We start from the raw sequence: 26,108 nt of genomic DNA, 5'->3' as shown, positions 1-26,108 counted from the left end.
CCGCCCACCGAGAGGCAGCACGATGACCGCAGACGTCTCCGCCCCGCCGGCCGCCGACGCCGCGCTCGCCTGGGCCGAGTGGCACGCCGAGCGCGAGCGGTCGCTGGCCGCGCCGCACGGCTGGCTCACGCTCGTCGGGTACCACCCGCTGCGGTCGACGGCCGAGCGCGTGGCCGACGTCCCCGGCGAGTGGTGGACCGACGCGGCCGGCGCGCACCGGCGGGTCGACGGGCGGACCGAGTCGTTCGCGCTCGACGAGGGCGGCTCGCTGATCGCGGCGCGGTACCTGCCCGCAGACCGCACGTCCTCGGCCGACCCGGACGAGTCCCAGGTCGCCGTCGAGCTCGTCCGCCGCACCGGGCGGTACGCACTCCGGCTGCGCGACCCGCGGGCCGCCGACCGCGTGCGGTTCGCCGGTGTGCCCACGTTCGCGTACGACCCGGCCTGGGTGCTCGACGTCCCGGCACGCTGGTACCACGGGGCGCGCACGGTCGTGGTGGGTGCGGCCCGCGCGGGTCTCGTGCACGAGGCGCGCATCGTGGGCGAGATCGACGTCGAGCGCGACGGCCGGGTCACGACGCTCGCCCTCACGGCCGGTCACGGCGCGCCGGCGCTGCTGTTCAGCGACGAGGCGCACGGCGTCGCGCCGTGGCGCGTGCTCTGGCTCGACGACGTCGAGGGCGCGCCGACGGTCCGCCTCGACCTCAACCGGGCCCTCAACCTGCCGTACGCCTTCAGCGACCACGGCACGTGCCCCGCGCCCGTGGCCGGCAACCACCTGCCGTTCGCCGTCACCGCCGGCGAGCGCGCGCCGGAGCGTGCCTCGTGACCACGTCGACGCTCGAGGTGCGGTCCGTCGCGCTCGACGACCCGCTCGTCCAGCCGCTGCTCACCGAGCTCGCGCACGAGTACGCCACCCGGTACCGCGACCTGCTCGACGCGGCGGACCTGCAGGCCGAGATGGAGGCGTACCCGGCGCACGAGCTCGCGGCGCCGCACGGCGACCTCGTGCTTCTGCTGCTCGACGGCGTCGCGGTGGCCGGTGGAGCGTTCCAGCGGCGCACCGAGCCCGAGCTGGGCGACGCCGCGCTGCTGCGCCGCGCCGACGTGCGCGACGCGGGCGGCGTGCCGACGGTGCCGACCGCCGAGCTCAAGCGGATCTGGACCTCGTCCGCGCACCGCCGCCAGGGCCTCGCGCGGCGGACGCTCGCGGAGCTCGAGGCGCGCGCCGCAGCGGCCGGCTACCCGCGGCTCTACCTGACGACCGGCCCGCGCCAGCCCGAGGCGGTCGGCCTCTACCTCGCCTCGGGCTACACGCCTCTGTTCGACCCCACGCAGGAGCCGACCGGCCCCCTGCCCTTCGAGAAGTGGCTGTGAGGACACCATGACGACCGTCTCCCTGCCGCCCGCGCGCACCGCGCCGCAGGCGGCGACCGCCGGCGGCACCCGCCGCACGGAGCTCGAGGGCCTGCGCGTGCTGCCGGCCCGTCACCCGGGCCGGTGGCTGGCCACCGGCGTCGTCGCCGTGCTGCTCGCCATGGTGGTCCACTCGCTCGCCACCAACCCGCACTGGGACTGGGCGGTCGTCGCGAAGTACCTGACGTGGCCGTCGATCCTCGAGGGCGTCTGGGGCACCGTGCGGCTGACGGCCGCGGCCGCGGCGGTCGGGTTCGGGCTCGGCACGGTGCTCGCGCTCATGCGGCTGTCGCGCTCGCCGCTGCTGCAGTCGGTCGCGTGGCTCTACGTCTGGGTGTTCCGCTCGGTGCCGCTGATCCTGCAGCTGCTGCTCTGGTACAACCTCGCGTACCTCTACCCGGCGCTGACGGTCGGCGTCCCGTTCGGGCCCGGGTTCGCGCACCTCGAGACGAGCTCGATCGTCGGCAAGTTCGGCGCGGCGATCCTCGGCCTCGGGCTCTCGCAGGCCGCGTACTCGTCGGAGATCGTGCGGGCGGGCATCCTCGGCGTCGACCAGGGACAGCACGAGGCCGCCGCGGCGCTCGGCATCCCGCGCGCCCGCCAGCAGTGGCGGATCGTGCTGCCGCAGGCCATGCGGACGATCGTGCCGACGTCGGTCAACGAGATCATCGGCCTGCTCAAGGGCACGTCGGTCGTGTACGTGCTCGCGTACGGCGAGCTGTTCTACACGGTGGGCGTCATCTACGGCCGCAACCTCAAGGTCGTCGCGCTGCTGCTCGTGGCGGGCATCTGGTACCTGATCCTGACGACGCTGCTCACGGTCGTGCAGTTCTACCTCGAGCGGTACTACGCCCGGGGCGCGCTGCGCATCCTGCCCCCGACGCCGCTGCAGAAGGCCCGCTGGGCCGTGCAGGTCGGGTGGGCGCAGCTGCGCGGCCGGCCCGTCCCCGCCGGCTGGGCCGCCGGGAACCGCGCCCGCGGCCACCTGACGCGCACCGCCCGGTCGACCCGACGCGAGATCGGCGGCGCGCTGTGAGCGCCACGACCGCGCCGGCCGCTGCTGCGCCCGTCGCTCCCGCGACCGGCGGCCACGTCGAGGTCCACGGGGTCCACAAGAGCTACGGCACCCTCGAGGTGCTCGCGGGCGTCGACCTCGAGATCCGCCCCGGCGAGGTCACCGTCGTGATCGGGCCGTCCGGCTCGGGCAAGTCGACGCTGCTGCGCGTCATCAACCACCTCGAGAAGGTCGACCGCGGGTTCGTCGCCATCGACGACGCGCTGATCGGCTACTCCCGGCGAGGCGACACGCTCCGCGAGCTCAAGGAGAAGCAGATCCTGCGGCAGCGCACGCAGATCGGCTTCGTCTTCCAGAGCTTCAACCTGTTCCCGCACCTGACGGCACTCGAGAACGTGGTCGAGGCGCCGGTCTCGGCCCAGGGCAGGCGCCGGTCCGAGGTCGAGCCGGAGGCGCGTGCACTCCTGGCCCGGGTGGGCCTCGCCGACAAGGCGGACGCGCGGCCGCGCCAGCTCTCGGGCGGGCAGCAGCAGCGGGTCGCGATCGCGCGGGCGCTGGCCACCCGGCCGAAGGTGCTGCTCTTCGACGAGCCGACCTCGGCGCTCGACCCCGAGCTCGTCGGCGAGGTGCTCGACGTCATCAAGGACCTCGCCCGCGGCGGCACCACGATGCTCGTCGTCACCCACGAGATCGGGTTCGCGCGCGAGATCGCCGACCAGGTCGTGTTCATGGACGCCGGCCGCATCGTCGAGCAGGGGCCTCCGGCCGACGTGCTCGACCGCCCGCAGCACGCCCGCACCCGCGCCTTCCTCGAGAAGGTCCTCTGACCCCGGCACCCGCCGGTCCACCACCGCATCACCCACCACCCTGAGAGGGACACGATGATCCGCACGACCGCCTACCGTCGCAGCAGGCTGCTTGCCGCTGCCGCCGTCCTCCCGCTGCTCGCGGGGCTCGCGGCCTGCTCCTCGGCCGCGGCCGACGCGGACAAGGGCAGCAGCGACCTGCAGACGAACAACGCGAAGGCCGGCCTCTCGGTCGACACCGACGCGGCGCAGAAGGACCGCCCGCACACCACGCAGGACCCCGCGGCGATCGCGCTGCTGCCGGCGTCGTTCAAGGACAAGGACACGCTCGCCGTCGCGGTCAGCGCCTACGTCGCGCCGCTCGCGTTCCTCGCGGACGACGACAAGACGCCGATCGGCAACGAGCCGGACATCGCCCAGCTCGTCGCGGACGCGCTGGGCAAGAAGCTCGACCTCGAGGTCACCGCGTGGGAGGACTGGCCGCTCGCGCTCTCGTCCGGGAAGGTCGACGCGGTCATCTCCAACGTCACCGTCACCGAGGAGCGCAAGGAGACGATCGACTTCTCGTCCTACCGCAACGACCAGCTCGGCTGGCTCGCCAAGGTCGGCAACAGCAAGGTCCCCGCGAGCATCACCAAGCCGGCGGACGTCGCGGGCCTGACGGTCGCCGTCGGCTCGGGCACCAACCAGGAGAAGATCCTGCTCGCCTGGGACAAGCAGAACCGCGCGGCGGGCCTGAAGCCGGTCGACATCCAGTACTTCCAGAACGACCCCGACACGATCCTCGCGCTGCAGTCCGGCCGCATCGACCTCTCGTTCGGTCCGAACGCGACCGCGGCGTACAAGGCGAAGGCGGACCCGGCGCTGCACGTGGTCGGCACCCTGAACGGCGGCTGGCCCGACACCGCGCAGATCGCCGTGGGCACCAAGAAGGGCAACGAGCTCGCGCCGGCCATCACCGAGGCGCTCAACCACGCGATCGCCGACGGCTCGTACGCCAAGGTCCTCGACCGCTGGGGGCTGACGGCCGAGGGCATCGCGAAGTCCGAGACGAACCCGCACGGGCTTCCGAAGTCCTGACCACGGGCGGTGCCGCGCCCCGACCACGGGGCGCGACACCGCGCACCCACGAGAGGAACGTGATGACGGTCGTCGACCACGTCGTCGTCGGCGGCGGTGCCATGGGCTCGGCCGCCGCGTGGCGGCTCGCGGCGCGCGGGCGCAGCGTGCTGCTGCTCGAGCGCTTCGGCCCGGGGCACGTCAACGGCGCGTCGCACGGCTCGTCCCGGATCTACCGGAACAGCTATGCGACCGACGACTACCTCGATCTCGCCGCCGAGGCCTTGCGCCTGTGGCGGCGGCTCGAGGACGAGACGTCCGAGCACCTGCTCACGATCACCGGCGCAGTGAGCCACGGCCGCGGGCGCGCGGACCTGGACGCGATCGCCGCGGCCTTCGCCCGACGCGGGCTGCCGTTCGAGTGGCTCGACGCCGCGGACGCCGAGGCGCGCTGGCCGGGACTGCGGTTCGAGGGACGGGTGCTCGTCGAGACCGAGACGGCCGGCCGGCTGCACGCCGACCGGGCGGTCGCCGCCCTCCAGGCGGCCGCGGTCGCGCGCGGCGCGCAGGTCGTGCACGAGTCGCCGGTGCGCGCCATCGAGGCCCACGCGGACCACGTCGTGGTGGCCACCGACGGGGGCAGCGTCCGGGCGCGCAGCGTCGTGGTCGCCGCAGGGGCGTGGAGCGCGCAGGTGCTCGACGGCCTCGTCGAGCTGCCGCCCCTCGTCGTGACCCAGGAGCAGCCCGCGCACTTCGCGCTGCGCCCGGGCGTCGACGCGAGCCGCTGGCCGGCGTTCACGCACCTGCCGGCCGCGCCGCACCGCTGGCCGAGCGGTACCTACGGGCTGGCCGCGCCCGGCGAGGGCGTCAAGGTCGGGTTCCACGCCGTCGGTCCGGTCACCGACCCGGACCGGCGCACGTTCCGCCCCGAGCCGGGCCAGCTCGACGCGCTGCGCGCCTACGTCGACCGGTGGCTGCCCGGAGCGGACCCCGACGTGCTCGAGCCGGTCTCGTGCACCTACACCTGCACGCCCGACCACGACTTCGTGATCGACCGCGTCGGGAGTGTCGTGGTCGCGGCCGGGTTCTCCGGCCACGGCTTCAAGTTCGTCCCGGCCGTCGGCCGCCTGCTCGCGGACCTCGCGACCGACCCCGACGCCCCGACCCTGCCCCGCTTCGCCCTGCGCCGCGCCCGCGTCGCCGCGTAGCCGCGCCCCACCTCGAGGAGACCGATGACCAGCCTGACGACCACCGCACCGACGAGCGCCGAGGGCCTGCCGGCGCGCGTGCCGCTCTCGATCCTCGACCTCGCGATCGTCCCCGAGGGGGCGACCGGCGGCGATGCGATCCGCGCGAGCCTCGATCTCGCCGTCGCCGCGGACCGCCTCGGCTACCGGCGCGTCTGGTACGCCGAGCACCACCTCGCAGCTGGCGTCGCGTCCGCAGCGCCGGCCGTGCTCGCGGCGCTCGCGGCCGGCCGCACGAGCCGGATCCGCGTGGGTTCCGGTGCGGTGCTGCTCAGCACCACGAGCCCGCTCGTCGCGGCGGAGCAGTTCGGGACGATCGCCGCCGCCTTCCCGGGCCGCGTGGACCTCGGGCTGGGGCGCGCGTTCACGCCGCCGCCGCAGGGCGCGCCGGCGCGCCGCGGCGAACCCACGCCGGCGCGCGACGTCGACGGCCTGCACGTACCCGCGAGCCCGCCGTTCGACTTCGGCGACTCCGAGCTCCGGGAGCGGTTCCTCGCGCAGGCGCGCGTGCTCGCGACCGGCCGGGCGCCGGGCGACTTCGGCCGCGAGCTCCGCGTCGTGCTCGACCTGCTCGCCGGCCGGCTGGACGACGAGGGACGCACGTTCGTCAGCCCGCCGGTCGACCGTGCGGAGCTCGACCTGTGGGTGCTCGCGAGCAGCGGCGGCGAGAGCGCGCGGGTGGCCGGGGAGCTCGGCCTGCCGCTCGCGGCGAACTTCCACGTCAGCCCGTCGACCGTGCTGGAGACCGTGGCCGCGTACCGCGCGGCGTTCCGCCCGGGCGTGCTCGCCGAGCCGTACGTCGTCGTCTCGGCCGACGTGCTCGCGGCAGGCACGGACGACGAGGCGCAGCGGCTGGCGGACGGGTTCGCCGCGTGGGTGCACTCGATCCGCCAGGGCGGCGGCGCCGTCGCCTACCCGCGGCCCGGCTCCTCGCGGCCGTGGGACGAGCGCAGCGGCGAGGAGCAGGCGCTGCTGCGCGACCGGCTCGAGACGCGGGTGGTCGGGAGCCCGGCGACCGTGGTGCGGCGGCTCGAGACCCTCCAGCGGGTGACGGGCGCCGACGAGCTGCTCCTCACCACGCAGACCCACGACCCCGCCGCCACCCGGCAGTCCTTCGAGCTGCTCGCGCAGGCGTGGTTCGCGCCCGCTGCGCGCGAGGCGCGACCGGTGGCCGCCCGCGCGTCCTGACGCCGGTTCGCCGGCCCCCGAGCACCGACCACCGACCACCGACCACCCGATCGTCGACAGGAAGGCACCCCCATGTCCGACCCCGCCACCTCGACCGCCCCGGCCGAGCACCTCGCGCTCGAGGAGGCAGCGGCCCTCGCGCCGACCGTCACGGCCGCCGAGGCCGCCGGTCGCGTCGCCCAGGGCGCGGTGCTGGTCGACGTCCGGAGCGCCGCGGGACGCGCACGCACCGGCTCGATCCCCGGCGCACGCGTGGTCGACCGCTACGCCGTGGACCGCGACTTCGACCTGGCATCGGCCGCGCGCCTCGAGCCGGTCGTGTCGCTCGACACGCCGATCGTCGTGGTCTGCGGCTCGGTGCGCGGGTCCGGGCCCGTCGCCGCCGCGCTGCGCGCGAAGGGGTTCACGAACGTCGTGCACGTCGACGGCGGGGCGCCCGCGTGGCGCGACGCCGGCCTGCCGTTCGAGGCTCCCGAGCCGGTGAGCGACGAGGCGGCGCGGTGAGCCTGCCCGCGCAGGTCGCACCGCGGACGGACCCCGGCGGGTCGGTCGCCCCTGCCGTCGTCGTCGTCCGGCTCGTCCGTCCGGGCGAGCACGACGCCGCGGGCGACCTGCTCGAGCGCGCATACGGCGCCGACTACGTGCTCAGCGATACGTACCGCGAGTCGCTGCACGCAGTCCGCGAGCGCGCCGCCGAGCACGAGGTCTGGGTCGCCGTCGACCACTTCGTGGACGCGCTGCTCGGCACGGTGGCGACGCCTCGCGCGGGCCGGACCATCTCCGAGCTCGCGCTCCCCGGGGAGCTCGACTTCCGCCTGCTCGGCGTCGACCCCGCCGCGCGCCGGCGCGGCATCGGCCGGCTGCTCACCGAGCACGTGATCGCCCTCGGCCGGGAGCGCGGCGCGACGCGCGTCGTCATGAACTCCGGCCCGCAGATGCTCGGCGCGCACCGCCTGTACCACTCGCTCGGGTTCCGGCGGCTGCCGGAGCGCGAGACCCGCGTGGTCGAGGCCGGCACCCTGCTCGCCTTCGGCCTCGACCTCGACCTCGACCGTAACCACCACCGAACGGAGTCCTGACCATGCCCGTCGAGTTCCTCGGCATCGCCACCACGAGCGACGCCTCCGAGACGACCGCACCCACCACCGCGCCCGTCGACCTGCGCTATCTCGAGCGGATCGTCCGCGCCCACGAGGACAACGGGTGGACGCGCGTGCTGTTCGCCTACGGGTCGGGTGGTCTCGAGCCCTCGGCGCTCGCGGGCTGGATCGCCGCGCGCACGGAGACGATCGAGCTCCTGCTCGCGCACCGCCCGAACGTGTCGTACCCGACGTTCGCCGCCAAGACGTTCGCGACGCTCGACCAGGTCTCGCAGGGCCGGCTGTCGGTGCACTTCATCACGGGTGGCAACGACCACGAGCAGGCGCGGGAAGGCGACCGGCTGACGAAGGACGAGCGCTACGCGCGCACCCAGGAGTACATCCAGATCGTCAAGCGTGCCTGGACGAGCACCGAGCCGTTCGACCACCACGGGCAGTTCTACGACTTCGACGACTTCGTGCTCGACGCCAAGCCGTTCGGCGGCCGCGTGCCGACCGTCTCGTTCGGCGGCTCGTCCGACGCCGCGTTCCGGGTGGGTGCCGCCGAGGCCGACATCTACGCGGTCTGGGGCGAGCCGCTCGACCGCACGCGCGAGCAGATCGAGCGCGTGCACGCGGAGGCGGCGGCCGCCGGGCGGACCACCAGGCCGCGCATCCACGCGGCCTTCCGGCCGATCATCGCGCCGACCGAGGAGCTCGCGTGGGAGAAGGCGCACCGCGTGCTCGACCGCATCGAGGCGCGCAAGGCGGCCGCGGGCGGCGTGCTGAGCCGTCGCCACTCGATCGACCGGCCGGAGAACGCCGGCTCGCAGCGGCTGCTCGAGATCGCGGCGCAGGGCGAGCGGTTCGACACCGCGCTCTGGACCGCGACCGCCAAGGCGACGGGCGGCGCGGGCAACTCGAACGCGCTGGTCGGCACGCCGGAGCAGGTGGCCGAGGCGCTCCTCGCGTACTACGACCTCGGCGTCAGCATCATCTCGGCGCGCGGCTACGACCTGCTCGACGACGCGATCGACTTCGGGCGGTACGTGATCCCGCTGGTCCGCGAGGGGGTCGCGCAGCGCGACGCGGAGAACGCGGGGGCCGCCAACCAGGCCGCCCCGGCCGCGGCCGCCGTCGCCTGACCACCGCCGAACCCACCACACCCCACCCACCGGAAAGGGGACCCGCCCGTGCGGTTCCAGCTGCTCGACATCGTCTTCAACCCGCCGCACCCTGTCACGGGCGAGGCGGTGCCGCCCGCCGACCGGATCGCGCGGGTGGTCGAGCACGCCGTGCTCGCGGAGGAGCTCGGGTTCGACTCGTTCGCGGTGGGGGAGCGGCACGCGGGCGAGGTGCTCTCGTCGGCGCCCACCGTGCTCCTCGGGGCGATCGCCGCCCGCACGTCTCGGATCCTGCTGTCGACCGGCGTCACCGTGCTGTCGCTGCTCGACCCGATCCGCGTCGCCGAGGACCTCGCGACGGTCGACCAGCTGAGCCGGGGCCGGCTCGAGATCGTGATCGGCAAGGGCAACGAGGTGCTCCAGTACCCGCTGCTGGGGCTCGACATCGACAAGCAGTACGAGTACCTGCAGGAGAACTACGAGCTGCTGCGCCTCCTCCTGTCGCAGGAGGACGTGACGTGGGAGGGCCGGCACAGGCACGCCCTCGAGCACGCCACCACGCTGCCGCGCCCGTTCGCCGGGCCGTTCCGCATCTGGCACGGCTCGGCGACGTCGCAGTTCGCGGTCGACCTGGCGGCGCGCCACGGCGACCCGATCGTCAGCGCGAACGCGCTGCAGCCGCGCGAGAACTACCAGGTGCTCATCGACCGGTACCGCGAGCAGTACGCGGCGCACGGGCACGACCCGGCGCAGGCGTTCGTCGGCGCCGGGTCGGGCGGCCTGTTCCTCGCCGACACCACCGAGCAGGCGATCGAGCACTACCGCCCGATCTACGAGGGCCAGGTCGCCGCGGCGGCCCGCCGGGGCTACGGCGTCGACGCGGTCGGGAAGGCGCCGAGCTTCCGCACAGTCGAGGACGCCGTCGAGCGCGGGCCGGCGCTGGTCGGCTCGCCCGAGCGCGTCGCGGAGAAGATCCTCGACTACCACGGCTCGTTCGGGCACGACCTGCAGTCCGTCTCGATCAACCACCTGCTCGCGCCCGAGCACCAGGAGGACGTGCTGCGCCGGTTCGCGGAGGAGGTCGTCCCGCTCGTGCGGGCCGAGGTGAAGACCGATCTGTGGGGCCCCGCGGACTCGCGACGCGCGGCGGGCTTCACGGCGGCCGGCTGACCACGCGCCGGCTGGCATGCTCGGCGGATGGTCGACGCGCAGTACTTCGACGCCTGGTTCGCCGACCTCGAGCGCCACCCGGCGCGCGACCGCATCGTGGGGCGCGCGCTGGGCCTGCCGCCCGGCCTGCAGACGGACGGCGTCCTGACCTGGTCGGCGATGCCGCGGGTCGCGGCGGCGCTCGGGCTCGCGCCGGGGGACACGCTCGTCGACCTGGCGTGCGGGCGGGGCGCCTGGGGCGTCGAGCTCGCGGCGGCCGCGGGCGCGAGGCTCGTCGGCGTGGACTTCTCCGCGGTCGCGCTCGACGTCGCGCGTCGCCGGGCGGCGAGCCGCGGCGTGGAGGCGACGTTCGTCCTCGGGTCGCTCGACGCGACCGGGCTCGCGGACGGCTCGGCGAGCGCCGCGGTGTGCGTCGACTCGATGCAGTTCGCCCCGCCGGACGCGGGTCTCGCCGAGCTGCGGCGCGTCGTGGCGCCGGGCGGACCCGTGGTGCTCACGGGCTGGGCGGCGCGGGACCTCGACGACGAGCTCGTCCCGGAGCGGCTCCGGCGCGACGTCTGCGGAGGGCTCGTCGCCGCGGGGTTCTCCGCGGTGGTCGAGCACGAGGAGCCGGCGTGGCGCGCGGTCGAGCGCGTCGTGTGGGACACCGCCGTCGCCGCGCCCGCAGACCCTGCGGACCCGGCGCTCAGCTCGATGCAGGCCGAGGCGCAGGGCGCGCTCCAGCTGTTCGACCGGCTGCGTCGCCTGTGGTGGGTCGCCCGCGCCTGACGCCGATGCGCCGCGGCGCTCACCTCACGGTGGCGCGCCGCGGCGCATCCTGCCCCGGGGCCCCCACGGCCCCGCCCTCAGATCGCCGAGTGCTCGCCGATCCGGTGGTAGGTGCGGTCGTGGTAGACGAGCGGCGGACGGACCTGCGCCAGCGCGCTGCGGTCGCACGTCTCGCGCTCGTCGCGCACGCTCGACGTGAGCGCCTCGACCGCGATCAGGTGGCTGCCCCCGACGGCGGTGCGCTGGACGATGCGGCCGCGGACCCACGCGGCAGACCCGTCGATCACGGGCTCGCCGGTGGCCAGGTCCGTCCAGCCACCCGGCGCGAACCGGTCGATGCCGCTCGTCGCGAACCTCGCCGAGACGTCGTCCTGGTGGTCGGCGAGGAAGCTGAGCGCGACGGTCTCGGCGCGCGACACGGCGGGCCACGACGAGGAGCTCGCCGCGAGCGAGAACGCGAGCAGCGGCGGGTCCGCCGACACCGAGATGACCGACGTCGCCGTGAAGCCGACGCGGGCGTGGCCGTCGCGCAGGGTCACGACGACGACGCCTGCGGGGTGGCCTCGGAACACGCGCTTGAACGCGTCGGGTGCGAGCGCGTCGTCGCCGGCCTCGGTGCGCCGGTCGCGGGCGACGGGCTCGGCCGTCATCGGACGCCGCCCGGGAGGACGGGGGAGGGGTGCTGCTGGGTCATCTCTGCCTCACTGGTCTCGACATCACGCTTGCCGGCTGACGCCGGCCAGGTCATCTCCCGGGGCACCCCGTCGCGACGAGGGGTTGCCGTCCAGTGAGCCGGGGCTTCGCACTGGCGCTCGTGACCTACGGGCAGGAGGTATAGCAGCGCCGGAGCAAATCTCGACCAGATCGGTAGGAAATCTCAGGAGCTGGGACGAGCGCAGGCCTCGAATCGCCCGTCACGGGCTCGGACGGCGCGTCACCAGGCCGTCTCGTCAGCCCGTGAGCACGCGCTCGGAGCGCGGCGGAAGTGGTCCGCCGCCTGCTGGGCCTGCGCGCTGACCATGCGCCCCAGGTCGGCGTAGAGCAGCTCGGCGCGGGGCCCGTCCAGCGCGTCGAGCGCGCGCCGCCAGTCATCCCGCGCGCAGCGGATGTCGGCGTCCGTGATGTGCACGGTCCACACCTCGCCCACGTCGCTCATGCGCACCCCCGACGTCCCCTCCGAGCGTCCGTCGGCCCCTGGAGGCCGGAGGCCAGGGTCGTCCGCGGCGCCCGGACCGGGACCACCCGGCGCGGGTGACTCTCCGGCGGTGCGAGCCGGTGGCGGGAGCGGCCCGACGCGCTCGGGGCCACCCGGACTCACCCGTGCGGGTGATCAGTGCGGCGTCGGCGCGTGCGCCGCATTCGTCCCGACATGCCGGATCTTGACGTGCTGCGGATGGCCCCCCATAGGCTGAGGGCACTCCTATTTGATAGGAGTCCTAACTAATTCGTCGTCGTCTGTCTCACCGTCGAGGAGCCCCATGCGCCATTCCCGCGGGTCGACCATCTCCGCCGCCCTCGCCCTCGGCCTCACCGCCGCGCTGATCGCGCCCGCGTCGGCGCAGGCGTCGGCCCGGCCCTCGCCCGACGTGCCGAGCAAGGTCGTCTCGGCCTACTACGCCGACTGGGACGTCTACGGTCGCGGCTACTTCGTCAAGGACATCCCGGTGACGAAGCTCAACGTGATCCAGTACGCGTTCGGCGTGCCGGGCCGCGATCCGTCCACGGGCGCGCCGACGTGCAGCGTGCTCGACCCGTGGGCCGACTACCAGCAGGTGTACTGGACCGGCGACAACACCGTCGACGGCGTCGCGGACAACCCCGACGACCCGGACCAGCACCTGTTCGGCAACTTCAACCAGCTGCGCAAGCTCAAGGCCGCCAACCCGCACTTGAAGGTCGAGATCTCGCTCGGCGGCTGGACCAAGTCGACGTGGTTCTCGACGCTCGCGTCGACGCCGGCGCTGCGTCAGGCGTTCGTGTCGTCGTGCATCGACACGTTCATCAAGGGCGACCTGCCTGGGGGCGGCTGGCCCGCGGGGGCCGGCGGGACCGGCGCGGCGGCGGGCCTGTTCGACGGCATCGACCTCGACTGGGAGTACCCGACTCAGGTGGCTGGCGGCAACGAGAACGTCGGCCCGGCCGACCGGCACAACGCGACGCTGCTCGCGGCCGAGTTCCGCAAGCAGCTCGACGCGTACGGCGCCACGACCCGCAAGCACTACCTCCTGACGGCCGCGCTGCCGGCGGCGAACAGCTCCACGAAGTACTACGAGCTCAAGGACTTCTCGAAGTACCTCGACTGGGACAACGTCATGACGTACGACTTCAACGTGCCGAGCGGCCCGAAGGCGTCGCCGAACACGCTGTTCACGCCCGACCCGCGCGACCCGAACGCCACGAACCTCACGTGGAGCACGGCCGGCACGGTCGCGTACTACCTGCTCAACGGCGTGCCCGCGAGCAAGATCGTCGTCGGCGTCCCGTTCTACGCGCAGCAGTACCTGCGCACCGGCACCGCGAACCACGGGCTGTACACCCCGTTCGACAACACGGGCCTGGACGCGAACTCGCTCGTCGTCGACCAGACGCCCCAGCCGAGCTACCACGCGCTCGTGGACGAGGGCGGCTGGGTGAACGCCGCGGGCACCACGGGCGGCGCCGGCTACACCGCGTACTGGAACCCGCTGGCCGGCGAGCCGTACCTGTCCAACCCGGCGGCGCAGCACGTCCTCGCCGGCGGGACGGTCACCGTGCCGACCGTCGTCGTGTACTCGAGCCCGCGGTCGATCGGCGAGCGGACGGCGCTCATCAAGACGCTCCACCTGCGCGGCGCGATGGCCTGGGAGATCAGCCAGGACGCCGACAGCCACCCGCTCATCGGCGCACTGGCGCCGATCCTCGGGTAGGCGGTCCGGCCGACCGGGCCGGGTCGGCCGGACCACCCGGACGCGTCACGCCCTCGGGCTCCCACGGGGGCGTGACGCGTCCGCCGGGTCGGTGAGGACCCGGACGTCGCCCGGAAGCAGCACGAGCACCCCGCCGGCGTGCAGGCGCGCGAGGGTCGCGGCGTCCAGACCGTCGGCGCCGCCGCGGACGAGCACGACGGCGCTGCCGTCGCCGAGGTAGCCCGCGATCTGCCGCTGGTACACCGGGTTGCGGGACCGGGGCAGGTGGCCGAGCCGTTCGACGACGCGGTGGTCGTAGGAGACGCCGGTGACGTCGACGCCGACGTCGCAGCCGTCGCGCAGCTCGCGGGACATGAGGTTCAGCAGGATCAGCGCGCCGGGCGCGTCGGCGCGCACGCAGCCCGACGTCGGCAGGACCGCGCGGACAGCCTGCGCCGGGAACGGGCGTGCCAGGTGCGCGAGCGGCGGCACGAGCGCGAACGCGAGTGCGCCGGCCGCGGCCACCGCGACCGCGGCACGGGACACCGCCGGGATGGTGGCCGCAGCCGACGCGACGACCAGCACCAGCGGCGCGGCCACCAGGGCCGTGTACCGCAGGAAGAACGACGGCGAGAGCAGCAGCACGCCGAGCTCGACGGCGAGCAGCACCACCCACACGCGGCCGCGGCGCGCACGCCAGGCCACGAGCGCGCAGCTCACGAGCGCGGCGAGCACGAGCACCGCGAGGACCCGCAGCGCCGCGTGCGGCAGGAACGTGCGGTTCAGCCCCGCCAGGCCGACCAGGCGGGCCGCGGGGCCCACCGGGACGCGCGTGCGCCCGAGCTGGTCCGCGACGACGTCGCGCCAGAACGACCGGCCGCCGAGCACCGCGAACGGGCCGACGACGACCGCGGCGGCGGCGGCGGCGCCGGCGAGCGCCCGCAGCGCGGCGCGCACCCCGAGCCGCCACGCGTGCCACGCGAGCACGACGGCGACGGTCGCGACGCCCCAGATCTTGGTGGCCGGTGCGACGGCCACCGCGGCGCCGACGGCGAACGACCACCAGCCGCTCGCGTGAGCGCGCTCGGCGCGGCGGGCGAGCAGGGCGGCGGCGAGCACGGCGATCGTGCCGAGCGGCTCGAGGTACGTCATGAACTCGGCGGCCGTCGCCACGGGCAGCAGCGCGTACAGGAGCCCGGCCGTCACGGCGGCGCGCCGGCCCCACGGCGCCGCGACGAGCACGACGAGAGCCGTGATGACGCCGCCGAGCACCATGTACGCGAGCCGCGCCACCACGAGCGCGCGCGCGTCCGACATGACGTGGCTGAGCTCGGCGAACGGTGCGAGCGCGAGCACCACGCCCGGCGGGTGCAGCAGCAGGAAGTCGCGGTACGGGACGCGGCCGTGCACGAGCTCGAGCGCCGCGCCGAAGTAGACACCGTCGTCGTAGCCGCCGTACGCCCACAGGCCGGGCGCGCCGCCCGCGCGCGCGAACCGCGCGGCGAAGGCCAGGACCGCGCAGGCGAGCGCGACCGCCCGGACGCTCGGGCGGGACGCGAGCGGCGTCGCCGGTGCGCGGGGCGGCGACTCGAGGGTTGCGGCACTCGTCGCCATCCTCCCGACGCTAGGGAGGCCGACCTGCCGACCACCTGACCGGATCCGCGCCCGCCCGGGCGCGTCGGCGCCCGGCCCTCGGACCGGTCGGCACCGCCGTGGCGCGCCGCGGGCGCGCGACCGTCAGCGCGAGGAGCGCGAACGCCGGGCCAGGACGACGGCGGCGACCACGGCGTTGATGAGGTCGATGACGATCGCGGCGGTCGCGAGCCCCGTACCGCGCGTCCCGTCGCGCCGGATCCGCTTGAGCGCCAAGACCCCGAGCACCGTGCCGGGACCGGAGTGGACGACGAGCGACGTCCCGAACGCCCACTTCGCGAGCGGCTCGACTGGTTGCTGCTCCATGGTTGCCCTCCCCGTCCGGACCGACAGCAGCCAACCTAGAGCCTGGTCAGGCGCGCAGCACCTTCGTCATCGGGCGGCCTCTCGCCAGCTCGTCCACGAGCTTGTCGAGGTAGCGGATCCTCTGCATCAGCGGGTCCTCGATCTGCTCGACGCGCACGCCGCAGACCACGCCGGTGATGAGCGACGCGTTCGGGTTGAGGTGGGCGTCGGCGAAGAAGCCCTCGAACGTGGTGCCGGCGTCGAGGTGCTTCTCGAGCGCGGCGTCGTCGAAGCCGGTGAGCCACTCGATCGCCTCGTCGAGCTCCGCGCGCGTGCGTCCCTTGCGCTCGAGCTTCGCGACGTACAAGGGGTAGACCGCCGCGACACTCGTGGTGAAGATCCGGCTCATCCCCGCACGGTAGCGACAGACGGCGCGGCCCGGAGCCGCCGGGTGCCGGGCAGCATTGCGGTTGGCCGGGCGTCGGCCCGCTGCCAGGGTCGGGCGGGGGGCGCGGACCCGGACCGCCGGGCCGCGACCCCGGCGGATCGAGGTGATGACGATGTCGGACCGGCGGGCGGTGGCCGCGGAGCTCGCTGCGGCGGGGTACGAGAGCGGACCGGGCGCCGCGGTGCTCGCCACGGCGCGGGCGTCGACGCGCATCGGCGCCGCAACGGTGGTGCTGCTCGTCGAGGGGATCAGCGACCAGGCGGCGGTCGAGGCGGCGGCGCTCGGCCGCGGCCGCGACCTGCGGGCCGAGCGGGTGGTCGTCGTCCCGGTCGGTGGCGCGCACGCCGCGGGCCGGTTCCTGCGCGCGGTCGGTCCGCTGGACCCCGGCACGCTCGTGCTCGGACTCTGCGACGCGCCGGAGGCGGACGTGTTCCGCCGGGGGCTCGACGGTGCCCGCACCGGGGCACCCGCGCACGGGACGCCCGCGCCCGGGACGTCCTCGGAGGGGCCGGTCGATGCGCTGTTCGTCTGCACGCCCGACCTCGAGGGCGAGCTGATCCGGGCGCTCGGCCCGGCGCTGGTCGAGGCGTGCCTCGCCGAGCAGGGCGACCTCGCCGCGTTCCGCTCGCTGCAGGGACAGCCGGCGTGGCGCGACCGTCCCGTCGATGCGCAGCTGCGCCGGTTCCTCGGCAGCGGCGCGCGGCGCAAGACGCGGTACGCGCGCGTGCTGGTCGCGGCGGCGACGCGGGACGCCCGGCTGCCGGCCCCGCTCGACCGGATCCTGGACGCGGCCCGGCCGGCGTGAAGCGTCCTGCGACGTACCCGCGCGAGCACCGGCGGATGTCCACGGAAAAGCGCTGACGGACGCGTCCGAGGTGCTTCAGGAGGCATTGTACCGTGCATTCTGAGATCGTTTCTCGACGCACGTCACCCCTCGCGAAAGAATGCGTGCGGGCGGTCGACAGCGGCTTTCCGGAGAATCCGAGCGGGCCAGCATCGGCCGCTCCCTGCGACGCACGGGTTGCCGCATGTCGTCCGCCGGCGGGCGTCGTGACCGCCGCGCAGGCCTCCATCCGCTGCCGACGTGCCGGGGCCGGACGGGGCGCCCGGTAAATCCACGGGTCGGACCGGTCCCGACGCGTTCCGGCTGGTGGACGTCCCGACGAAGAGCGGCCCCGACGTGCGATCTCGCGTCGCCATTCCGCCGTCCGTCACCCATCCACCGCGCGGTCCGCGGACTCGGCCCGCGTCCCGACCGCCCGCAGCGCACGCCCGCGCGCGGCAGCAGGCGGACGCGTCGGCGGGCCGGTGCCGCGTCCTGGGGCCTGGGACCCGGGGCCGCAGGCGCCGACCCTGGGACCTTTTTCCCAGACGAATGCACGCCACAGGTGATCGCGGTCGCCATCGGTTCCCGGCGGGGGACAAAGGTCCTGCGAATCGTGAAGATCGGGCGCAAGTCTGTGTCTCGGGCGACGACTCAGCCGCCACCAGCGGACCACCCGGTCCGCACGAACAACGCACCGTGGGGAAGACACCATGTCCACTGCTCTGGTCGGCAAGTCGCCTGCTGACAACACGCTCGCTCCCGCCGGCGCGGAGCCGGCCAAGGTCAAGAACGGCTCGTCCGCGCTCCGCGTCCTCACCGTCGTCGTCGCCGTGGTCGGCGCGGTGTTCCTGGTCGTCGGCGGCACGATGTTCGGCGTCACGTCGGCGCAGCTGAAGAACCAGCAGGTGACCGTCGCGCCGTACGACGAGGGTGCCAACGGCGTCGAGAACGGCGCGTTCGCGGGCAAGACGGTCGCGGGTCCGTTCACCGCCCTCGCCCAGATCCACGCGATCCAGCACCACATGGGCCAGGCGGGCGCGAAGGCGACCGGCGGCAAGGCCGACCCGCAGACCGGTGTCGTCACCGGCGGCGACGCGAACCTCACCTTCGGCACGACCCCGATGATCGTGCTGAACCAGGACGGCACCTGCAAGATGCCGGTCGACTGGACCGACCCGGCCGGCATGGGCACCTTCAAGTGCGAGGCCAACGCCCAGCCTGCGGTCACGGGCTCGGTGAACGCCCAGGCGATGTCGACCGTGCGGTCGACGCTCCAGACCGGCTCGCTGCTCGTCGGCTCGCTGTACGTGTCGGTGCTCGCGTTCGGTGTCTCGGCGCTCGTCGCCGGCCTGGGCGTCGTGCTCCTGATCGTCGCCGCCTGGCAGTACCTGGCGCTCCGTACGCGCAGCTGACCCGAACGCTGCGCGGCGGTCCGCACGGACCTCGCCGCGTCCCCAGGGTCCGGCACCGGCGGGAAGGCCGGCCGAAGGCTGGCCTACCCGCGGACGAGGCGCGTGAGCAGCGCGAGGAGCTGACGCTGCTCGTCGGCAGCCAGGGGCGCGAGCACGTCGCGCTGGATCTGCTCGATGACGCCGTCGAGCGTGCGGAGGGTCGTCAGCCCGTCCGGCGTGATCGTCACGATGTTGCGGCGCTTGTGCTCGGGGTCGACGCGCCGCGCGACGAGGCTGCGTCGCTCGAGCTCGAGCAGCGCGGCCGTGACGTCGCTGCGGTCGATGCCGGTGTCACGCCCGAGGTCGGCCTGGCTGGCGGGGCCCCACTGCTCGAGGGCCGCCAGCAGCCGGTAGTGGTAGCCGCGCAGGCCGTCGCCGTGGGCCTCGAAGCCGGCGTGCAGCATCGCCACCGACCGGGCGTGTGCCCGGTTGAGGAGCCAGGTCGGGCGGTCACGCACCCGGTCGGGCGTGCGGCCGGCCGGATCGTCGCGGATGGGCACGCGGCGAGCCTACCCATTGTGGGGACGGCCAACACGACATATGTTGGCGCCATCAACATTGGGACGGCCAACACCGGAGGATCCATGACCGCCACCCCGCACCACGACCGCGGGACGTCCGTGCTCATCGTCGGACGCAGCCCGAGCGTGCTGGAGGACGCCGTCGCGATGCTCCGCTCGCGCGGCATCAGCGCGGGCGCGACCAACGACTACGACCGCGCCCTCGACGGCGGCGGGCCGACCCCCGACGTCCTCGTGCTCGGCGGCGCCGTCCCGCCCGCGACGAAGGAGCTGCTCACCGCGGAGCTCCAGCGGCGGAACCCGGCGGCGCGCGTGCTGCTCGGTCTCGTCGGGATCGCCGAGGTCGTCGCCGCGCAGGTCGAGGCCGAGGTCGAAGGGACGCCGTCGAGCCAGGTGGCGTACGACGCGGCGGAAGGCGCCGTCGTGATCGACCTCGACCGGTCGGCGCACGTCGCGGTCGACGCGTTCTGGGCGACCAGCCTGACGCCGCCGCAGCCGACCAGCACCGGCACCCAGGTGCTCGCCGCCGACCTCGCACCGGGCCGTCACCGCGTGCCGCTGCCCGACGGCCTGCCCGACAGTGCCGCGTTCGCGGTGGTGCGCGTCGACGACCGGGTCGCGGTGCTGACCCTCGCCGCCGTGCCGGACCTGCAGCTCGCGCCCGGCGCACTGCCGCCGGTCCGGCCGGTGACGCTCCGCGCGGGGTCGCTCTCGTGAGCGCGACCGAGCACGGCCGCGCCCGCACCCTGCCCGGTCAGCGCGCCGCCAACCGCGTCGTCCGCGGGCTGCTGCGGGTGCCGGGCGTGTCGCGCCTCGTCGGACGCCGGCTGGTGACGCTCTACGTCGTCGGCCGCTCGACGGGCCGGCGGTACACGATCCCCGTCGCGTACGAGCCCGACGGCGGCAGCCTGCTCGTGGGTACACCCTTCGCGTGGGCCCGGAACCTGCGTACCGGTGACGAGCTCGAGGTGCGGCTGCGCGGCCGCCGTCGGCGGTGCGACGTCGAGGTGTTCACGGACGAGGCGGAGGTCGTCGCGGCGTACACCCGCATGGCGCGGGCCAACCCGGCGTTCGCGAGCTTCAACTCCGTGCGCCGCGGCGCCGACGGCGAGCCCGACCGCCAGGACGTGACGGCGGCCTGGCGCGGCGGGGCGCGCGTGATCCGGCTGACGCCGCGCGCGGCGGGCTGACGGGTCCGGCGGCGTCCGCACCTGCTCTGTCGGCGGGTGCGGGCGCCGCACTACGTTCGCGCCATGGTCAACGACGGCATGCGGCAGACGTGGACGGCCGGGGCCGAGCACTGGGTCGCGAACGAGGCGCTCCTCGACGGCCTCTACGTGCCCGTCACCGCCGCGATCCTCGACGCGGCCGGGCTCGCGCCCGGCGTCAGCGTGCTCGACGTGGGGTGCGGCACCGGCACGCTGCTCGAGGCCGGCGCGGCCGCAGGCGCGGCCGTGACGGGGGTCGACATCTCGGCGGAGATGGCAGCCGCCGCGGCGCGCCGCGTGCCGTCGGCCGACGTCGTGGTCGACGACGCGCAGACCGCCGACCTCCGGGCGTTCGGTGCGGCGCCGTTCGACCGCGTCGTGTCGCGCTTCGGCGTCATGTTCTTCGACGACCCCGTCGCGGCGTTCGCCAACATCCACGCGGCGAGCGCCCCGGGTGCGCGGCTCGCGTTCGCCTGCTGGCGCCCGGCCGACGAGAACCCGATGTTCACGCTCGGCACGTCCGTGCTGCTCGAGGCGACGGGATCCGACGCCGCCGCCGCCGCGCCGGGCGCGTCGGGCCCGATGGCGTTCGAGGACCCGGGACGCGTCGTCGCGTTGCTGACGGCCGCGGGCTGGTCCGACGTCGAGCTCGCACCGCTGGACTTCACGTGCGACTACGGCCCGGACGGCGTCGACGCCCGGCTCGCAGTGATCTTCGGCACCACCGCGGGGATCCGCGCCCGGCGCGACCTCGAGGCGCGCGTCGGGGCGCCCGGCTGGGCGCTCGTCGTCGACGAGGTGCGCGACGAGCTGCGCCGGTGGCAGGGCGACGCGCCGACGCTCACGCACCCCGCCGCCGTGTGGGTGACGACCGCCACGGCCTGAGCCGGCGGCGGTGTGCGACCCTGGAGGGCGACCCGCGCTCGCGGGACCGCCGGACGAGATGTGCGCCGTACCCGGACCGACAAGACGACGCTCCTCAAGGAGTCGTCATGACCGGCCAGCTCGTCCAGGTCGTCGGTTCGCTGCTCGTGCTGGCGGGGTTCGCCGCGGCGCAGACCGGCCGCCTCGACCCGAGGTCGCTGCCGTACCTCGTGCTCAACCTCGTCGGTTCCGCCGTGCTCGCGGTCGACGCGCTGCTCGGGCACCAGTGGGGCTTCCTGCTGCTCGAGGGCGTGTGGGCCGCGGTGTCGCTCGTGGGGCTCGTGGGCGTGCTGGTCGCCCGGCGCCGGACGACCGACGCCCGCGACGCGGGTTCCGCGGCCGGATAGGGCTCCACGCCCAGGCGGGCTCGGTACGTTCAGGTCCAGGTGTCCAGGTGCCCGGCTGTGGGGGTCCGGCTCGGGCGGCGGCCGATCGTCGGCCTCGACGCCGTCCGGACGGCGGAAGGAGGCGGCGCGCATGGCCGTGGTCGCCGTCTGCGAGGACGACCCGAGCGTCCGACGCGTCGTCACCGAGATCCTGCGCGGCGAGGGCCACGACGTGCGCGTCGCGCACACGGGCGCCGAGGCGATGCGCCTGTTCGGCCCGGAGCAGCCGCTCGACGTCGTCGTCCTCGACATCGGTCTGCCCGACGCCGACGGCCGTGACGTGTGCACCGCGCTGCGGGCGGCCGGGCAGCACGCGCCCGTGCTGTTCCTCACGGCGAAGGACACGCTCACCGACCTCGTGTCGGGCTTCAGCGCCGGCGGTGACGACTACCTGACGAAGCCGTTCGCCGTGCCCGAGCTCGTGGTGCGCGTCGCGGCTCTGGCGCAGCGCCGTCCGGCACCGCCCGCGCCCGTAGGCCTCGTGCTCGACCCGGCGACGTTCTCCGTGCGCCACGGCGACCTCGCCGCCGCCCTGACGCCGACCGAGTTCCGGATGCTCGCGGCGCTCACCGCGCGGCCGGGCACGGTCGTGCGCCGGCGCGAGCTCGTCGCGGCGGGCTGGCCGATGGGCGCGATGGTGCAGGAGAACACGATCGACTCGTTCGTGCGTCGGCTGCGCACCAAGCTGGAGGCCGTCGACTCGCCTCGGCGGATCGAGACGGTCCGCGGGGTGGGGTACGTGCTGCGATGAGCGGACGGTCGTGGTCGCCTGGGTCGCCGCGCGCGTGGGGCCTGCGCGCGCGGATCGTGACGACGGCCGCGGTGCTCACCGCGGTCGGGATGGCGGCGCTCGTCGCGATCACGGCGCTCGTCCTCGACCGCGCGAACGACGCGAACGTGCGCGGGCTGCTCGAGGACCGCGCACAGGCCGTCGCGGCGGCGAGCGTCGCGCCGGACGGCAGCCTCGGGGAGCCGCAGGGGCTCGCCGCGAGCGACGAGGTCGCGTGGATCTTCGACGCGTCCGGCGCCCAGGTCCACGGGCCGGCCGGCTCGGACCTCGACCACGCCGCCGCGCGACTCGCCACCGTCACGGCGCCGGCGACGGCCGAGCCCGACGGGTGGCTGCTCTACGCGGAGCCCCTCCCGCGCGGCGCGGGTGCGGTGGTCGTCGGGTCGTCGCTGCGACCGTACGAGAGCACGCGGGACACCGCCCTGCTCGTCGCCGGTGCGCTCGGCGTGCTCGTGGTCGGCTCGGTCACGGCGATGTCGGCCTGGACGGTGACGCGCGCGCTGCGGCCCGTCACGTCGATGGCCCGCAGCGCGGCCGCCTGGAGCGAGCAGGACCTCGACCGGCGATTCGACCTCGGCCCGCCGCACGACGAGATCACCGAGCTCGGGGCGGTGCTCGACGCGCTGCTCGGACGCGTGGCGCGGGCGCTCGTCGCCGAGCAGCGGCTCACCTCCGAGCTCGCGCACGAGCTCCGCACGCCGCTGACCGTCGTCCGCGCCGAGGCCGAGCTCGCGCTGCGATCGCCGGCGCTCCCGGCCGACGAGGCGGACCGTCTGGAGCGGATCGTCGCGGCGACCGACCACCTGGCGTCGGTGATCGACGCGCTGCTCAGCGCGGCGCGCGGCGCGTCGTCGGCCGAGACGCCCGTGCCGGTCGACGAGGTGCTCGCCGCCGCAGCGAGCGTCGCGTCGACCGGGCGCCTCGACGTCGACCTGGTGGTCGCGCCGGCGGGGCGGCTGTACGTCGCGACGCCCGTCGACGTCGCGGCCCGCGCGCTGTCGCCCCTCGTCGCGAACGCGCTGCGGTACGCGCGCACGGCGGTGACCGTGGCGGCGCGGGACGGCGGGGCGGTCGTCGAGATCGAGGTCCGTGACGACGGGCCCGGCGTCGACCCGGGCCGCCGCGAGGACGTGTTCGTGCCCGGGCGGCGCTCCGTCGAGAGCCCGGGCGCCGGGCTCGGCCTTCCGCTCGCGCGGCGGGTCGCGCGGGGGAGCGGCGGCGACGTGCAGCTCGCCGAGGGGTCGCCGACCCGGTTCGTGCTGACGCTGCCGAAGGCTGCGCGACCGCCGCGGGACTGAGCGCCCGGCGCCGCGGCCGGTCAGGTCGGCGGCAGGTGCGCGCCCCTAGCGTGCGCGCGTGCGCCCCTCTGCCCTCCGGTCCCTGCCCGCCACCATCGCGCTCGCCGCCGCCTGCCTCGTGCCCTTCGTCGTCCTGCTGGTCGCCGTGCTCGCGGCCGACCTCCAGCCGCTGGCCATGGACACCCGGTGGGCGACGACGGTCGCGTCGCTGACGAGCCCGGCGATGACCTCGTTCCAGCAGCTCGTGAGCGCGGTCGGCGGCGACGTGCTCGGCGGCATCGTCGTCCCGCTCCTGGTCGGACTGGTGCTGTGGCGCGTCCGGTCGTGGCGCGCCGCGACCGTGTTCGTCGTGGTGGTGCTCGGCTCCGCCGTGGTGGTGCAGGTCGTCAAGCACGTGGTCGCCCGACCCCGGCCGCCGGCCGCGCTCGCGCCCACCGACCTGACGTCGTTCCCGTCGGGGCACGTCACGAACGCCGCGACGCTCACGCTCGTGCTCGCGCTGCTCGTGCGGCGCCGCTGGACCGTCGCGCTCGCGGTCGTGTGGCCGGTGCTGATGATCGTCAGCCGCACGTACCTGCACGTCCACTGGCTCAGCGACACGCTCGCCGCCGCCTCGCTCGGGGTCGCGGTCGCGCTGGTCGCGACGCCGGTCGCGGCGGCGCTCCTGGACCGGATGGTGCCACCGGGCCTCGCGCCGCAGCGCGAGCCGACGCCGCTCGAGCCGGCGCAGCACGGCGACCCGGTCACGCCCGCGCCCCGTCAGATCACCCGGCGTGCGCGGGTGACGCCGCGCGCGTGACGCCGGGCCTGTGACGCGCGCGGCCTAGCCGCGTCGACGGGCGGCAGCCGTCGGCGCCGCAAGCGAGGATGGATCAGTGGCGCAGGCGGGCTCAGGCGCAGCCGCCGGCGGGCCGGGCGCGGCGCCCGGCGCCCGCCGGGAGCTCCTCGCGGCCGCAGCCGCGATGGCCGGCGTCTCGGTGCTCGTGGTCCAGTTCGCGCGCTGGGGCCCCGACTGGCCCGCGCAGCAGTTCCGCGCGTGGCTCGCGCGGTCGAGCGCGTTCCTGCTGTGGAACGACAGCTGGTACGCGGGTCACCCGCTCCCGGGCTACTCCGTGCTGTACCCGCTCGTCGCCCACCAGCTCGGCGCGGGCGGTACCGGCGTCGCGGCGAGCGTCGTCGCCGCGTGCGGCGCCCACCGGCTGCTGCCGGTGGGAACCGGGGTCGCCCGGCGCCGGCTGTACACGGGCGCGGTCGTGGTGACGCTCACGGTGGTGCTCGTCGTCGGCCAGCTCCCGTTCCTGCTGGGCGTCGCCCTGGGCGCCTGGGCCGTCGTCGCCGTCCTGCGCGTGCCCGGCGCTCGCGGCTGGAGCCTCGCCGCGGGGCTGGCCCTGGCGTGCTCGTTGGCGAGCCCGCTGCCCGGCGCGCTCCTCCTGCTCGTCGCCAGCGGACTCATCGCCGTCCTCCCGGGCCGCCGCGTCGCTGCGCTCGCCACTGCTGGGGGCGGGATCGTCGTGGCGCTCGCCGTCGGCGGTGCCGGCGGCCGGATGCCGTGCCCCTGGAGCGCGCTCGTCGGCACGCTCGTGTTCTGCGCCGTGGTCTGGCTGCTGAGGCCCTCGGCACCCCCCGCCGTTCGTGCCTTCGCGACCCGCTTCGTGCCGCTCTACGCCGTCGCGGCCGTGGCCTGCTGGGCGGTGCCGAACCCGGTCGGCGGCAACATCGCGCGGCTCGGCCAGCTCCTCGCGGTCCCCGGCGGCGTGTACCTCGCCACACGCGGGTCGGCGCGTCGGGTCACCGCGACCGCGCTCGTGCTCGGGCTCGCGCTGTTCTGGACGGCGCAGCCCGCGGGCGGCTCGGTGTTCGGCGGGTCGCGCCAGCCGTCGCGCGACGCCGCGTACTACCGAGGGCTCCTCGGCTTCCTCGCGACCCGGCCGGACGTCGGACGCGTCGAGATCCCGTTCACGCGCGACCACTGGGAGGCGTCGTACGTCGCGCCGCACTACCCGCTCGCGCGCGGGTGGGAACGGCAGACGGACCTCGCCCAGAACGCCGTGCTCTACGAGCCGCTCAGCGCGGCCGCGTACCGCGGGTGGCTGCAGGACGACGCGGTGACGCTCGTGGCGCTGCCCGACGTGCCGCTCGACGCGGGCGGCCAGGCGGAGGCGGCCCTGCTGCGCCACCCGCCCCCGTACCTGCGGCCTGTCTGGCACGACGCGCACTGGCGCGTGTGGAGCGTCTCGGGGAGCCGCCCGCTCGCGACGGGCGCGGGGACGGTGACCTCGCTCGGCACCCAGGAGTTCGTGCTCCGGGTGACGCGGCCGGGCGTCACCGAGGTGCGGATCCACGCGAGCCGGCTCTGGACGGTGGTCGAGGGCGACGCGTGCGTCGGCGCGACGTCCGACGGGTGGCTCACCGTGACGGCGACCCACCCCCAGGTGGTCGTCGCGTCGACAGAGCTCGCGACGCTGTTCCGCGTGCGGGACGAGGAGCCGGGTTGCGCGACCTGACGGACCAACCACGTCGCCCCGCGCGCCCCGGACGGGCGTCCGCGTGTGGTTGATCCT

General features: G+C 75.3%; 29 protein-coding genes and 2 riboswitches. Of the genes, 23 read left to right on the top strand and 6 right to left on the bottom strand.

Features of this window, described 5'->3' with window-relative positions; translation table 11 throughout:
- The first annotated feature begins 22 nt into the window (after nt 1–22).
- From QRT04_RS02910 to QRT04_RS02855, 12 genes are all read left to right on the top strand, one after another.
- Nucleotides 23–829: a DUF1684 domain-containing protein gene (locus QRT04_RS02910; protein WP_289453387.1), complete on the top strand. Its 807-nt coding sequence runs from the start codon at nt 23–25 to the stop codon at nt 827–829.
- Nucleotides 826–1,377 carry a GNAT family N-acetyltransferase gene (locus QRT04_RS02905; RefSeq protein WP_289453386.1) on the top strand — a complete coding sequence of 184 codons (552 nt, stop codon included), beginning with the start codon at nt 826–828 and terminating at the stop codon, nt 1,375–1,377. The genes QRT04_RS02910 and QRT04_RS02905 overlap by 4 nt, the downstream gene beginning before the upstream one ends.
- 7 nt (nt 1,378–1,384) lie before the next feature.
- Entirely contained in the window at nt 1,385–2,452 is a 1,068-nt protein-coding gene (locus tag QRT04_RS02900) for an amino acid ABC transporter permease (RefSeq protein WP_289453385.1), read from the top strand.
- Nucleotides 2,449–3,258, top strand: a complete 810-nt coding sequence (locus QRT04_RS02895) for an amino acid ABC transporter ATP-binding protein (protein WP_289453384.1) — start codon at nt 2,449–2,451, stop codon at nt 3,256–3,258. The genes QRT04_RS02900 and QRT04_RS02895 overlap by 4 nt, the downstream gene beginning before the upstream one ends.
- Before the next feature lie 54 nt (nt 3,259–3,312).
- Nucleotides 3,313–4,317, top strand: coding sequence for an ABC transporter substrate-binding protein (locus QRT04_RS02890; RefSeq protein WP_289453383.1), 1,005 nt, complete (start codon nt 3,313–3,315; stop codon nt 4,315–4,317).
- A gap of 62 nt (nt 4,318–4,379) precedes the next feature.
- Entirely contained in the window at nt 4,380–5,504 is a 1,125-nt protein-coding gene (gene solA, locus QRT04_RS02885) for an N-methyl-L-tryptophan oxidase (RefSeq protein ID WP_289453382.1), read from the top strand.
- 24 nt (nt 5,505–5,528) lie between these two features.
- Nucleotides 5,529–6,731, top strand: coding sequence for an LLM class flavin-dependent oxidoreductase (locus QRT04_RS02880; RefSeq protein ID WP_289453381.1), 1,203 nt, complete (start codon nt 5,529–5,531; stop codon nt 6,729–6,731).
- Between the two features lie 72 nt (nt 6,732–6,803).
- On the top strand, nt 6,804–7,235 hold the full coding sequence (locus QRT04_RS02875) for a rhodanese-like domain-containing protein (RefSeq protein WP_289453380.1): 432 nt from the start codon (nt 6,804–6,806) through the stop codon (nt 7,233–7,235).
- Nucleotides 7,232–7,810, top strand: coding sequence for a GNAT family N-acetyltransferase (locus QRT04_RS02870; RefSeq protein WP_289453379.1), 579 nt, complete (start codon nt 7,232–7,234; stop codon nt 7,808–7,810). The genes QRT04_RS02875 and QRT04_RS02870 overlap by 4 nt, the downstream gene beginning before the upstream one ends.
- Before the next feature lie 2 nt (nt 7,811–7,812).
- Complete coding sequence (locus tag QRT04_RS02865; RefSeq protein WP_289453378.1) at nt 7,813–8,955, top strand: LLM class flavin-dependent oxidoreductase; 1,143 nt, start codon at nt 7,813–7,815, stop codon at nt 8,953–8,955.
- Nucleotides 8,956–9,003: 48 nt separating this feature from the next.
- The gene (locus QRT04_RS02860; protein WP_289453377.1) at nt 9,004–10,104 is read left to right on the top strand and encodes an LLM class flavin-dependent oxidoreductase; all 1,101 of its coding nucleotides are present in this window, start codon (nt 9,004–9,006) and stop codon (nt 10,102–10,104) included.
- Nucleotides 10,105–10,131: 27 nt separating this feature from the next.
- The gene (locus tag QRT04_RS02855; RefSeq protein ID WP_289453376.1) at nt 10,132–10,872 is read left to right on the top strand and encodes a class I SAM-dependent methyltransferase; all 741 of its coding nucleotides are present in this window, start codon (nt 10,132–10,134) and stop codon (nt 10,870–10,872) included.
- A 77-nt stretch (nt 10,873–10,949) separates the two neighbouring features.
- Here QRT04_RS02855 and QRT04_RS02850 read toward each other — a convergent pair whose 3' ends face one another.
- Both QRT04_RS02850 and QRT04_RS02845 read right to left on the bottom strand, forming a co-directional pair.
- Nucleotides 10,950–11,522 carry a flavin reductase family protein gene (locus QRT04_RS02850; RefSeq protein WP_289453375.1) on the bottom strand — a complete coding sequence of 191 codons (573 nt, stop codon included), beginning with the start codon at nt 11,520–11,522 and terminating at the stop codon, nt 10,950–10,952.
- A gap of 63 nt (nt 11,523–11,585) precedes the next feature.
- Nucleotides 11,586–11,692: riboswitch (SAM riboswitch) on the bottom strand.
- Nucleotides 11,693–11,806: 114 nt separating this feature from the next.
- On the bottom strand, nt 11,807–12,028 hold the full coding sequence (locus QRT04_RS02845; protein WP_289453374.1) for a hypothetical protein: 222 nt from the start codon (nt 12,026–12,028) through the stop codon (nt 11,807–11,809).
- Nucleotides 12,029–12,350: 322 nt separating this feature from the next.
- On the opposite strand from QRT04_RS02845, the gene QRT04_RS02840 reads away from it, so the two are divergent.
- Nucleotides 12,351–13,778 carry a glycoside hydrolase family 18 protein gene (locus QRT04_RS02840; RefSeq protein ID WP_289453373.1) on the top strand — a complete coding sequence of 476 codons (1,428 nt, stop codon included), beginning with the start codon at nt 12,351–12,353 and terminating at the stop codon, nt 13,776–13,778.
- Between the two features lie 45 nt (nt 13,779–13,823).
- Here QRT04_RS02840 and QRT04_RS02835 read toward each other — a convergent pair whose 3' ends face one another.
- The 3 genes from QRT04_RS02835 to QRT04_RS02825 form a co-directional block, all read right to left on the bottom strand.
- Nucleotides 13,824–15,371, bottom strand: a complete 1,548-nt coding sequence (locus QRT04_RS02835) for a hypothetical protein (RefSeq protein WP_289453372.1) — start codon at nt 15,369–15,371, stop codon at nt 13,824–13,826.
- Between the two features lie 123 nt (nt 15,372–15,494).
- Nucleotides 15,495–15,716, bottom strand: a complete 222-nt coding sequence (locus QRT04_RS02830; RefSeq protein WP_289453371.1) for a DUF4190 domain-containing protein — start codon at nt 15,714–15,716, stop codon at nt 15,495–15,497.
- Nucleotides 15,717–15,762: 46 nt separating this feature from the next.
- On the bottom strand, nt 15,763–16,104 hold the full coding sequence (locus QRT04_RS02825; protein WP_289453370.1) for a DUF2200 domain-containing protein: 342 nt from the start codon (nt 16,102–16,104) through the stop codon (nt 15,763–15,765).
- A gap of 151 nt (nt 16,105–16,255) precedes the next feature.
- Here QRT04_RS02825 and QRT04_RS02820 point away from each other — a divergent pair, with 151 nt between their 5' ends.
- Both QRT04_RS02820 and QRT04_RS02815 read left to right on the top strand, forming a co-directional pair.
- Nucleotides 16,256–16,948: a TOPRIM nucleotidyl transferase/hydrolase domain-containing protein gene (locus QRT04_RS02820; RefSeq protein WP_289453369.1), complete on the top strand. Its 693-nt coding sequence runs from the start codon at nt 16,256–16,258 to the stop codon at nt 16,946–16,948.
- A 731-nt stretch (nt 16,949–17,679) separates the two neighbouring features.
- Nucleotides 17,680–18,381 carry a hypothetical protein gene (locus tag QRT04_RS02815; RefSeq protein WP_289453368.1) on the top strand — a complete coding sequence of 234 codons (702 nt, stop codon included), beginning with the start codon at nt 17,680–17,682 and terminating at the stop codon, nt 18,379–18,381.
- 83 nt (nt 18,382–18,464) lie between these two features.
- Here QRT04_RS02815 and QRT04_RS02810 read toward each other — a convergent pair whose 3' ends face one another.
- Nucleotides 18,465–18,920 (bottom strand): MarR family winged helix-turn-helix transcriptional regulator, encoded by a 456-nt coding sequence (locus QRT04_RS02810; protein WP_289453367.1) that lies wholly within the window; start codon nt 18,918–18,920, stop codon nt 18,465–18,467.
- Between the two features lie 84 nt (nt 18,921–19,004).
- Between QRT04_RS02810 and QRT04_RS02805 the strand changes: the two genes are divergently transcribed.
- The 8 genes from QRT04_RS02805 (at nt 19,005) to QRT04_RS02770 (ending at nt 26,051) form a co-directional block, all read left to right on the top strand.
- A complete protein-coding gene (locus QRT04_RS02805) occupies nt 19,005–19,658 on the top strand; it encodes a hypothetical protein (protein ID WP_289453366.1) in 654 nt (217 codons plus the stop codon).
- Nucleotides 19,655–20,131 (top strand): nitroreductase/quinone reductase family protein, encoded by a 477-nt coding sequence (locus QRT04_RS02800; RefSeq protein WP_289453365.1) that lies wholly within the window; start codon nt 19,655–19,657, stop codon nt 20,129–20,131. Before QRT04_RS02805 ends, QRT04_RS02800 begins: the two co-directional genes overlap by 4 nt.
- A gap of 63 nt (nt 20,132–20,194) precedes the next feature.
- Nucleotides 20,195–21,034 (top strand): class I SAM-dependent methyltransferase, encoded by an 840-nt coding sequence (locus tag QRT04_RS02795; RefSeq protein ID WP_289453364.1) that lies wholly within the window; start codon nt 20,195–20,197, stop codon nt 21,032–21,034.
- A 26-nt stretch (nt 21,035–21,060) separates the two neighbouring features.
- Nucleotides 21,061–21,128, top strand: a riboswitch (guanidine-III (ykkC-III) riboswitch).
- 13 nt (nt 21,129–21,141) lie between these two features.
- On the top strand, nt 21,142–21,420 hold the full coding sequence (locus QRT04_RS02790; protein ID WP_289453363.1) for a CBU_0592 family membrane protein: 279 nt from the start codon (nt 21,142–21,144) through the stop codon (nt 21,418–21,420).
- Nucleotides 21,421–21,550: 130 nt separating this feature from the next.
- Nucleotides 21,551–22,210, top strand: coding sequence for a response regulator transcription factor (locus QRT04_RS02785; RefSeq protein ID WP_289453362.1), 660 nt, complete (start codon nt 21,551–21,553; stop codon nt 22,208–22,210).
- Nucleotides 22,207–23,547 carry a sensor histidine kinase gene (locus QRT04_RS02780; protein ID WP_289453361.1) on the top strand — a complete coding sequence of 447 codons (1,341 nt, stop codon included), beginning with the start codon at nt 22,207–22,209 and terminating at the stop codon, nt 23,545–23,547. Before QRT04_RS02785 ends, QRT04_RS02780 begins: the two co-directional genes overlap by 4 nt.
- A 58-nt stretch (nt 23,548–23,605) precedes the next feature.
- Nucleotides 23,606–24,346: a phosphatase PAP2 family protein gene (locus tag QRT04_RS02775; protein WP_289453360.1), complete on the top strand. Its 741-nt coding sequence runs from the start codon at nt 23,606–23,608 to the stop codon at nt 24,344–24,346.
- A gap of 76 nt (nt 24,347–24,422) precedes the next feature.
- Complete coding sequence (locus QRT04_RS02770; protein WP_289453359.1) at nt 24,423–26,051, top strand: hypothetical protein; 1,629 nt, start codon at nt 24,423–24,425, stop codon at nt 26,049–26,051.
- The last annotated feature ends 57 nt before the right edge of the window (nt 26,052–26,108 follow it).

Origin of the sequence: Cellulomonas alba (assembly GCF_030362835.1) — a bacterium.
Taxonomy (GTDB): domain Bacteria; phylum Actinomycetota; class Actinomycetes; order Actinomycetales; family Cellulomonadaceae; genus Cellulomonas; species Cellulomonas alba.
This window is presented reverse-complemented; position numbering and strand designations above follow the sequence as displayed.